Source organism: Flavivirga aquimarina, from assembly GCF_030540835.1.
In the GTDB taxonomy this organism is placed as follows: Bacteria; Bacteroidota; Bacteroidia; order Flavobacteriales; family Flavobacteriaceae; genus Flavivirga; species Flavivirga aquimarina.
Genome location: NZ_JAUOEK010000127.1, coordinates 1 through 10,071 on the forward strand (window position 1 = coordinate 1; position 10,071 = coordinate 10,071).

8 protein-coding genes are annotated in these 10,071 nt (G+C 33.1%); 6 read left to right on the forward strand and 2 right to left on the reverse strand.

Annotated features, from left to right (window positions below; genetic code table 11):
• Window positions 1-315 precede the first annotated feature (315 nt).
• Complete coding sequence (locus Q4Q35_RS12550; protein WP_303278329.1) at window positions 316-942, reverse strand: putative quinol monooxygenase; 627 nt, start codon at window positions 940-942, stop codon at window positions 316-318.
• Window positions 943-1,703: 761 nt separating this feature from the next.
• On the opposite strand from Q4Q35_RS12550, the gene Q4Q35_RS12555 reads away from it, so the two are divergent.
• From Q4Q35_RS12555 to Q4Q35_RS12580, 6 genes are all read left to right on the forward strand, one after another.
• A complete protein-coding gene (locus Q4Q35_RS12555) occupies window positions 1,704-2,804 on the forward strand; it encodes a WD40 repeat domain-containing protein (RefSeq protein ID WP_303278330.1) in 1,101 nt (366 codons plus the stop codon).
• Between the two features lie 637 nt (window positions 2,805-3,441).
• Complete coding sequence (locus Q4Q35_RS12560; RefSeq protein ID WP_303278331.1) at window positions 3,442-4,248, forward strand: LytR/AlgR family response regulator transcription factor; 807 nt, start codon at window positions 3,442-3,444, stop codon at window positions 4,246-4,248.
• Window positions 4,249-5,063: 815 nt separating this feature from the next.
• The gene (locus tag Q4Q35_RS12565) at window positions 5,064-5,600 is read left to right on the forward strand and encodes a hypothetical protein (protein ID WP_303278332.1); all 537 of its coding nucleotides are present in this window, start codon (window positions 5,064-5,066) and stop codon (window positions 5,598-5,600) included.
• A 181-nt stretch (window positions 5,601-5,781) separates the two neighbouring features.
• Complete coding sequence (locus Q4Q35_RS12570) at window positions 5,782-6,960, forward strand: DUF3440 domain-containing protein (RefSeq protein WP_303278333.1); 1,179 nt, start codon at window positions 5,782-5,784, stop codon at window positions 6,958-6,960.
• Complete coding sequence (locus Q4Q35_RS12575) at window positions 6,960-7,574, forward strand: ParB N-terminal domain-containing protein (RefSeq protein WP_303278334.1); 615 nt, start codon at window positions 6,960-6,962, stop codon at window positions 7,572-7,574. Before Q4Q35_RS12570 ends, Q4Q35_RS12575 begins: the two co-directional genes overlap by 1 nt.
• Window positions 7,575-7,788: 214 nt before the next feature.
• Window positions 7,789-8,268, forward strand: a complete 480-nt coding sequence (locus Q4Q35_RS12580) for a hypothetical protein (protein WP_303278335.1) — start codon at window positions 7,789-7,791, stop codon at window positions 8,266-8,268.
• A 66-nt stretch (window positions 8,269-8,334) separates the two neighbouring features.
• Here Q4Q35_RS12580 and Q4Q35_RS12585 read toward each other — a convergent pair whose 3' ends face one another.
• A complete protein-coding gene (locus tag Q4Q35_RS12585; protein ID WP_303278336.1) occupies window positions 8,335-9,843 on the reverse strand; it encodes an alkaline phosphatase D family protein in 1,509 nt (502 codons plus the stop codon).
• Window positions 9,844-10,071: the final 228 nt, after the last annotated feature.

The window sequence follows — 10,071 nt, forward strand, 5'->3', positions numbered from 1 at the left end:
TCATAAAGCCCACTGTCAACCTGAACTTGTTTCAGGTTCTCATCATAAATCATCAATGTTTATAGCTGTTATGGGATGCTGAAACGAGTTCAGCATGACGCCAAAAAACATTGTTATGACACAAAACGGATAATCAGAAAAAATTTTAAATTATAGTTAAAAAGAGGGGGTCTAAAAGTAATTAACTTTATCATCCAGAGCAAAGCGAAGAATCTTAATTTATATAAAAACCAAAAGGTTAAAATTTAAAAAGATTCTTCATTGCATTCTGAATGACACTTTTTAGAACCCTCTTTTTAGCTATAGTTAATGCTATTATTTAGAAGCCAGAATATCTATTTTTTGAATAGCAGTAGCTTTAAAACCTTTTAAAATATTAGGTGCATTTTCCATAAGAGCCGCAGCTACTTTTCCTGTTAAATGAGCATCTCTTCCGGTATCATTAGTAAAAGTATCAAAGATGGCATACCTTGTGTCATCTAACTTAATGGCATACCAAGATAATGTCTCTGGCTCATGTTCTACTAATTGCTTACCTACCTGAAGAAAATTTTCTACATCTGTAGATTTACCTGCTTTAGCTTCCATAATAACCAATAAGCCCTTGTTTTGTGACCCCGTTTTATGATTAGAAGCGATTACATTAACTAGTTGAATATTCACGTTTGCATTAAAGTTTTCTAGTAAATCATCAGCATTAGCTAATAATGCTTTTGCAACTTCTCCAGTTAAATGGGCTTGTCTACCTGCTTCAACTTCAAACGTGTCATAGATACCAAAAGTACTTTCGTCTATCTGAAAGGCGAACCATGATATTGTTTGCGGTTCGTTATTTACTACCGTTAATCCACTAAGTAGAAGATTTTTAACATCTTGCTCTTTACCAGATTTGGCTTTCATGGTTACCAATAATCCAATGGTTTCTTTTTTTGTACGTTTCATAATATTACTGTTTTTTGGTTTAGAAAGTGATTAATTGAAAATCCTAGAATAAATGCTAGGATTGTTATTTTTAAAGGTATTCTTGTTTTCATGTTTTTAAGTGTTTTTGTTACAATGCAAATTTGCTACTAACAGGAAGATCTTGGAATGGATATCTATAACTTACGCATGGATAATTTTCCATAAAGAAGAATAGGTGTAGGTATAACAAGCACAGCGTTTAGAAATAAACAACTTGTTATTACCAGATATTACACAGAATTTGCCGAAGTGAAAAACCAGAATCTAAATAACAGAATTTGCAGCTTTAGACTCTAAGATCAAAATGTGATGCATTAAACTTGCCGAAAAGAAACGAGTGAAACTTGTGCTGAGTTTGTCGAGGCTCTGCTTTGAGGATAGTTTGTTTCAAGAAATTCTTTATTGTTAAGATAGTGTTGTTATGGTTAACACGAATTATGCATTAGAAGGTTGTTACGGGAATTGAAAGCATAATAAATCAAGTGCCTTCTAGACTTCATCATGGCACTGCTATGGTTAAATTAAAAAACAGCAAAATCTTCAATTTCACACTAATAAATATAGAATAAATTTTATGATGAACAAAAATGAGTTAAATACATATGTTAAAACATTTTTGTTAAGTCCCATGAAACCGTTTTTTAGTCCCCAATTTAACATAATTCAGCACTTTTTTTAGAAGAGTTGCTAAATAGAATGGATTTTCGCTTAAAAATTAACGCAAAATAGAATTGATACAATTGAGAAAGATACAACCACTCCTTTTTGGGGTGTTAAGTTTAACTAGTTATGGTCAAGCTAAAATAAATGCTAATACAGATGAGGTCATGGTTGATTTGTCAAGTTATAGTGTGAGTTTATCTGATGACGGTACAACCTTGGCTATAGGAACTTATAATGTTCGAGACAACGGCTCAAAATCAGGTCATGTATGTGTTTACAAAAATAACTCTGGAGTTTGGAGCCAAATAGGAGCAGATATTAATGGTGAAGCAGAAGGAGATTGGTCAGGTTACAGCGTTAGCTTATCTAATGATGGTGCTATTGTAGCCATAGGGGCTAAATATAACCATGGTAGTAATGGTTCAGATTCGGGGCATGTACGTATTTACAAAAACAATTCCGGAATTTGGAAACAAGTAGGAGCAGATATAGACGGTGAAGCGGCGGGAGATTGGTCGGGTTATAGTGTGAGTTTATCCGATGATGGTACTACAGTGGCTATAGGTGCTATTCTTAATAGCGGTAATGGTAAAAATTCAGGACATGTACGTGTTTACAAAAATATCTCAGGGGCTTGGACACAGATAGGTGAAAATATAAAAGGTAAAGCAGTAAAAGATTATTTCGGGACAAGTGTGAGTTTGTCTAACGATGGAACTACAGTGGCTATAGGAGCACATCAAGGAGGTAGCACGCTAGGCTATGCAAGTGTATATAAGAATGTTTTAGGAGACTGGGTACAAATAGGTGATGATATTGTTGGAGAATCAAAAGGTAATTTTTTAGGATGGAATATCAGTTTGTCTAATGATGGTTCTACCGTTGCTATAGGAGGATATATGAACAATGATAAAGGCGTAAGATATGCTTATGTGCGTGCTTATAAAAATAAGACTAATACCTGGATACAGAAAGGCACAGATATAGGGGGCAAAACTATGGGGTATGATTTATCAAGGTTTAATAATATAAGCTTTTCTGGTAATGATACGATAACACTCATAGGAGCCTATGAAAAAAATAATGATAATAATAGTCAAAAAACACCAGCTATAAATTACGTGCGTGTTTATAAATATAAAGACAGTCCTAGTATATGGATAAGTCCTCATATTTAAAGAAAGATTTGGGTGGTAATTGAGAGAATATAGGTTGCCTTATCTTATTTATAAATTTTAGTAGGTTGAATAAGTAAGATAAATCATCATAGTGTATTAAGGTTTGGGGACTTTAATGAGCAGCCTATATACCACCCATATATTACAGTAATGAATAAGAAGTAGTACAACTCTCTAATAAAATAAGTAATATATAATAATTACTGCAGCATAATTAAGTTTTAAGATTTTCTATTTGGTTGAGATTAGTAGTTATTGGCATTTAACACCATTAAATAAATCTATAATGGTGAGAAAATTATAGATGGAGTACGCTTAATAAAGTTAAATGTCAATACTCTAAAAAATAAAATAGAGAATAAATTATCCATGAAAAATGGATTATTATCTATGTTTTATAATAAATCATGGAGATAGTTTTACAAACAAATTAATTAATAGCAATTCACTTAAAATGGCGTGTCGTGATATAAAAAAGAGGGATTTATTTAGTTGGGTAAGGTAATTTCGGTTAAAACCAAACGAAAACCACAACTAACGGCACGTCTATTTGCTTTGAAATAAAACAAAACATCGTTAAAGTAACGTGTTAAATAGCTATTAAAAATGATGAAGTAAGTATTTAAAAAAAACTTTAATGAAAGATAGAGTAGCAATTTTAACAAAAAAAAAGTCAGACTGTATTTCGTTATTAAGCGATTTAAAAAAAAGCGGGGTGCACAATCGTGAAGTCTTTTTTAAATGGGAAGATTTGTGGTTGTCTGAAAAGAATAAAGGGTATGATTTTATACTAATTGATTATCTCTTTTTTGATATGTTTAGAGATGATATGGTGTGCTACCATTTATTTCATAAATATAAATTTAAGATAACCTTTTACAGTAATATTTCCCAAAGTATAGAAACCCAAAAAGGCAAATTGGATATTGATTTATACCGGATATTTTTTAGACCCTTTGTAGATTTTGATAACCTCATGGATGATGGCAAAAATAATAATGTTTTGGAAGAATCGAAAGATAGTATTATAAGTCTGACTGCTGAAAGAAAAAATGGATTGAGGTATAACGAGGAGACTTTTTTTTTAAAGGAGGGCTATTCATTAATCAAATTCAATTTAAACGAGGTGTTATGTTTAGAAGTAGATCGTAATTATGTCACCATTTATTTATGCGACGAAAAACACTTGATAAGAGATACACTGCAATCCATGTTGGAGATTTTACCAGATAATTTTTTAAGGATAAACAGGTCTGTTATTATCAATATAGATAAGGTTAATAAAGTAGTGGGCAACAGGGCTTATATTAATGGGTTGAATATTCGGCCTGTAATAGCAAATAAATATAGGCATGATATTTTAAATGCGGTGCCACTGTTTAACCTGAAAAATTCAATTCATTGGAATTATCTAAAAAAAGAGGAAGCTAAAAAAAATAAATAGATAAGTAAGTATGATTTTAGAAACTAAAATAAAACATAATGCAAACAAAAAAGAATAAGATTAATCTTTTATTTAATATGAAAACAATTAGAAATATTATAGTCATAACTATCCTTATTATAGGAGGTTTATGTTTGGCTAAAGAGTTAATGTTAATGTGAGGATAACCAATAACCATGAAAAAAGCATAAAAAACTTTATAATGAAATACCAAAAAGAAAAGCTTTATGCATTATGTGCTCTTGTAGTCATGCTATTCATGTTTACAGTGTTATTTATAATCGCATTTATTATTCATTCGTAAAATCAAAGCTTTATTCTTTACAGTAACAGTATTCTAAGAGGTGATCCAAAAATTCGTGAGGTTTTTAATAAAAGTATAGTACATCACAACATATCCTAATTAATTCAAGGACATTGGAAATATTGGTTGTTAAAATTGTGAAAAAGAAGCATTAAAACCTTCTTAACTAAAATTTCCAAAAAATGATTATAGAAATACTACGAATATTAGTAGGTGTCGTATTGGTAATAATGGTTTACTGTGCGGTAATAGAGTCTGGATTTAAGAAATAAAAAAACAGAAACTATAGATAATAACTACCAAAGAAATAAAATATGAAAAGCAGGAAAAGTGTTGACTATATTTTCATAATGACGGTAACCTTATACACAGTAATATTAGCCATAACTATAGCATTAATCTTAATAAACTTAATATCCCATAATACGTAACTAAATAATAATATGAAGATGGAATAAAACGATTAGACTTAATATAAGACACAAGATTAAAAGAAATAAATTAAAGAATTATGAGAAAAATACTATTAGGACTATTATTAGTTAGCTCAATAGTTAATGTTAATGCACAATTTATAACTAAAGACTACACACAAATAAGTGTGTATATAGATCCTACTATTACTGATAATGGTTTCCAAATAGGAGGTGAAATTCAAAAAATTATGCATTGGGGGTATGCTTCCATAGGGGCTTCAACTTATAACGGTTTTATTGTGTCTTATACAGATCTAATTGGGACTCTAGGTATTAACTTTAATTTGTTTAATAACGATGTGGTTAGGTATTATAACGGGTTTCGATTGGGTTTAATTTGGAGAGAAACAAGTCCTTTTCCAGCTGTTGGTGGGGTTTTAGGTTTTGATATTAGGTTGTCAAAATTTTATTCCAAACCTCAAATTCTCATAGGTGCCAGATTATGGACAGATTACAGAGAAGACCAAAAAAACCAGTTTTATGGTGATTCTAACGGATATAAAAAAGGACTCATTACTAACAATCCGCTTTTACAGGAAAATGGTGCGATAGTAGTATCTATGTCATGGTGAGTGTTGAATGTTAACAAAATTAATAAGTGTATTTACACACAACCCTTTTGCTAAGTAGGGCAGTGTGGTATAAAAACCATCATAATGTAAACTGAATATATAATAGTGAAGATATGATGGTTTTAAGATAAACATTTAGAGAAAACTTAAAAACTTTTTAAACAATTAATAAATTTTAAAAATGCCTAAAAACTATTTGGACGAAAATGTCTATGTCGCTGCCAAAAACCGTATACTGGATATTTTTAATACGTTTCCAAAGTTGTATTTGGCTTTTAGTGGCGGAAAGGATAGTACAGTTATGTTGCATTTGGCTTTGGAAGTGGCCGAATCTGAGAACCGGCTACCGCTCGATGTATTGTTTGTTGATTTGGAGGGGCAATATAATACCACAATAAAGCATATTGAAGAGATTGCTATTAACAACCCTGAGAAAATAAATTTGCATTGGGTATGTCTGCCCTTAAACCTTAGGAATTCGGTTAGTGTTTATCAACCCCATTGGCGCTGCTGGGATCCAGGACAATCGGAAGCATGGATTCGCCCTATGCCACAACATCCGCAGGTAATATCAGACGTTGATTATTATCCTTTTTTCCGCTTTGGGATGGAATTTGAGGATTTTGTATTTCAATGGGGCAATTGGTTTTCAGACGGAAAACTATGCACTTGTTTATTAGGAATTCGGTCTGATGAAAGTTTAAACAGATTTTTTTCGGTAACGACCAATGGCTGGAACGGAAAAAATTGGGCGAGCAAGGGTTCAAAAAATCTGATATTCTCTTATCCTATCTATGATTGGCGAACCGAAGATATTTGGCGTTATGTAGGTAAGGAAAAATTAAAATACAATAAGCTCTACGATTATTTTTATTTATGTGGAATATCCATTCATAAAATGCGTATTTGCCAACCCTATGGAGATGACCAACGACAAAGTTTGGAGTATTATCATCAGATTGAGCCAGAAACATGGAGCAAAATTGTGGCGCGAGTTCATGGCGTTAATTTTGGAGCTGTTTACAGCAAGACTGCTGTCCTTGGCCGAATTAAGGTGGTCTTACCAAAGGGTTTAACATGGAAAAAATACACCTACCTTTTGTTGGAATCAATGCCCAAAATAACTAGAAATCATTATGTATCAAAAATCAAAACTTTTCTCAGATGGTGGGAAAACAATGGTTTTTCTTTAGAGCTTATTCCAGATGAAGGGAACTTAAAATTAGAAAATAAAGGAAAGATTCCATCTTGGAGAAGAATATGTAAGTGTATCATTAAAAACGATTGGTGGTGCCGTAGTTTAGGTTTTAGCCCAACTAAAAAAACCTATGAAACCTTGTATACAAAAAAAACAGCTTAATGAAAAAGAATAAGAGTATAGAACAAGATATTTTAAACATTCTTCAAAAAACCCGTGCCATTCGTAAAGAAAAGAAGGAGGAGCTTATAAACGAGGTGTTAGACATGTTCAATAGTTATAGAGAACCCATTTCGAAAGTGGTATGGATACCCATAAATAGTATTTTACCAAATTCATATAATCCCAATAAAATGGCCGCCCCAGAAAAACGGTTATTGCTCCGTTCTATGCTTGACCATGGAATAACTTTGCCCTTGGTAGTTTCAACTAAAAAAGAACAAGGCTATTTTTTGATAGATGGTTACCACCGTTGGAGCCTTATCAAAAGAAATGATGAGTTGCGGGACAGATTGAATCGTAAAGTACCTGTGGTTATATTAAACATACCCAATAGTGAACGGATAATAGCTACTATTCGGCACAATAGGGCTCGAGGGAAGCATCAGATTGAAGAAATAAGCGAGGTCGTAAAAATATTAACCGACGAAGGGTTGACTTCTGCAAATATCATGGAAGCATTGGGTATGGATGCAGACGAAGTACTACGGCTTAAACAATTCAAAGGGCTTGGCGAATTATTCAAAGATGACGATTATTCGCCATCGTGGGATTAATGACCATGAAAATCAAAAGTTGCTAATAGAACAGAGTTGTCATTTCTACATGTCATACTAGACTTGTCTAAGTAAAGACAGTGATTAAATTGAAATTTTTAATCGAAAAAATAGATATACCATCAACATAGTTTCAGAATTTCTCAATAAAAGATCATTCTCAATAAAAATTGTTTATTCCAACAGCAGCTCATAGCAATAATAATCCGTACAAATGCGACTAAAAAAAATAATATATTTTATGCTCTTGAGTTTATTTTTCTTGAATAATATAGCTGCCCAAGAAAAAAGTATCAAAGTTTTTAATGAACAAAGAGCGAAACAAATAACAATTAAAGAGAATAAAAGAATAAAAATAAAAACCTTTGATGGCATAAAAGTTTCTGGCAGGATTAAAATAATTGATGATCAAACAATTCTTCTGGGGAATAAAGAAATCAAATTAAGTGAAATTGAAAAAATAAAGAGAAACCCTTTGATAATATCCATATGCAGCAGTGTTTTACTTTATTATTGTAGTGCTGCCCTATCTATAACAAGCATCACTTTATATGCTTTTTCGGGAGATGCATCAGCATTTTTATTTATCATTCCTTCTACAGCATTTGGTTATGCTGGGATGAAATTTCCAAATATCCTAAAAGGATATAAAACATCAAGTAATTGGAAATATAAAATAATAGAATCTAAATAGGTAGCAGTATCTATTTGGATTTTTTTTATTGAAAAATTCCAAAGAAAGCACATGCCTATAGGCATCCTACTTTGCATTTTTCACAGCGACGTTAAGTCTGTTTCCGTCTTCATCTATTGTCTCGAAAATAAGCTGTGCTGTTTTTCCATTTTCGGGGGGTACAACCTTTACCATTATAAAGCCTCCTGTTGGCTTTTCCTGTATATAAGGTTGTTTAATAAAACCTAAAGGATCTGTTGATTTTGGATCTCCAGGTTTTCTGCCTGGTCTTGAATTCTGTCCGTTTATAGAACCCGTTCCAAATTCCTCAAAACCAGATGGATGAATGGAATGATACTGCCAATGACGATCCCCCGTTATGATATAAAAATTATCTTCTAGATTATGTTTCTTCAGCCAGTAGAAAAAAGAATCACGTTCTTGTTGAAAACCACCATAACTAACATGGTTGTCATGCTTAGAGGCATCATCGGGTCCAACAAGGGGAGATGCTACAATAAAAACTTTAAAGGTCGCCTCACTAGCAAGTAACGACTGCTTAATCCATTTTAGCTGTTCCTTACCCCAAATAGATTTGTGTGGCCCATCGGGCATCGTGTTCGAATCTCTATAATCTCGACCCTCAGGCATCCATATTTGTAGGTGTTTGTTCACCTGTCTGGTGCGGTATGAAACTGGGTTCTCATCTTCAGGCACGGCTATTGGGGCTTGTTCTAAAAAAGTAGCTCTTGCCAGACTAGGTGAAGGCGCTTTACCATTTTCTTCGTTATCGCTATCATTGTACCGATATTCGTGATCGTCCTTCATAAAATATACAGGTACTTGCTCTAAAAACCGTTGCATGCGAGGCATGGCCATCTGGCGATGCCATTTGGCGCGTAATTCGGGTTGAGTTTTTGCAATGCCTTTATTAGGATAATCATAATAAACCGTATCACCTGTTTGAACCCAAAAAGCAGGTTTTAGTTTTGTCATAACTGCCAAAGCAGGGTATCCCAGTTTTCGATCCTGTCCCTCGGCGGCTTTACTTTTACTTCCTGCCCGAAGCGCACCACCTCCAAGAAAGAATTTGCCTAAATTCAAACAAGAAGTCACCACAAAGGAAACCGGTTTTTCCGAGTCGGGTGTCTGCAAGGTGCTAAATTTGCTTATGGGGCCCGTTTGAGTTTTTGATATGGTTGCACCGTAATGTATCCGTACAAAATAATCGGTGTCTGCACTAAGCCCATCAATTTTAAATTTAATGATAAAATCTCGATCTGGTATTGCTTGAAGCCATGGAGAAACCTTCGATTTTGTGAATTTCGGGTTGTCTGCGATTTCAAATTTGGCAGTGCCTAAAGTACCCTTAATATCATAACTTAAAAGAGCTTCTGGTGAATCAAAACCATTTTTAGGCATCTTATTTTGACTGGTAAGGCGCGTTTGTAAAATGGCCGAAGATTGAGTTACCTCTCCAATCATTTGTGGAAAACTATACATGGAAGGGGTATTATCTATAGATTCCCAAGCTGGTGTAAACGACATAGCCATGGCACCTGTTCCAGATAATTTTAAAAAAAGACGACGTTTCATGATATTTATAATTTAATTGAGTATTTATAATCCGTTGTGCATTTTGATGAAATTCTTGTTCTCGACACAATTTTTCGTGCCTCAAAATCACTACCATTGACGTTATTTTATAATTAATTGTTTTTCAGTATTTTAATTTATCTAATATGTCACGTTGAGTACTTCGACTATGCTCAGCATAAACTAAAGTCGAAACGCTTTAAAGGTAATAACTAACAAGTCCTTCGA

Bases quoted from the DNA above. Each gene is read 5' to 3' on its own strand.
- Q4Q35_RS12550 (WP_303278329.1), bottom strand. From the start codon at position 942: ATGAAACGTACAAAAAAAGAAACCATTGGATTATTGGTAACCATGAAA.
- Q4Q35_RS12560 (WP_303278331.1), top strand. From the start codon at position 3,442: ATGAAAGATAGAGTAGCAATTTTAACAAAAAAAAAGTCAGACTGTATT.
- Q4Q35_RS12565 (WP_303278332.1), top strand. From the start codon at position 5,064: ATGAGAAAAATACTATTAGGACTATTATTAGTTAGCTCAATAGTTAAT.
- Q4Q35_RS12570 (WP_303278333.1), top strand. From the start codon at position 5,782: ATGCCTAAAAACTATTTGGACGAAAATGTCTATGTCGCTGCCAAAAAC.
- Q4Q35_RS12575 (WP_303278334.1), top strand. From the start codon at position 6,960: ATGAAAAAGAATAAGAGTATAGAACAAGATATTTTAAACATTCTTCAA.
- Q4Q35_RS12580 (WP_303278335.1), top strand. From the start codon at position 7,789: ATGCGACTAAAAAAAATAATATATTTTATGCTCTTGAGTTTATTTTTC.
- Q4Q35_RS12585 (WP_303278336.1), bottom strand. From the start codon at position 9,843: ATGAAACGTCGTCTTTTTTTAAAATTATCTGGAACAGGTGCCATGGCT.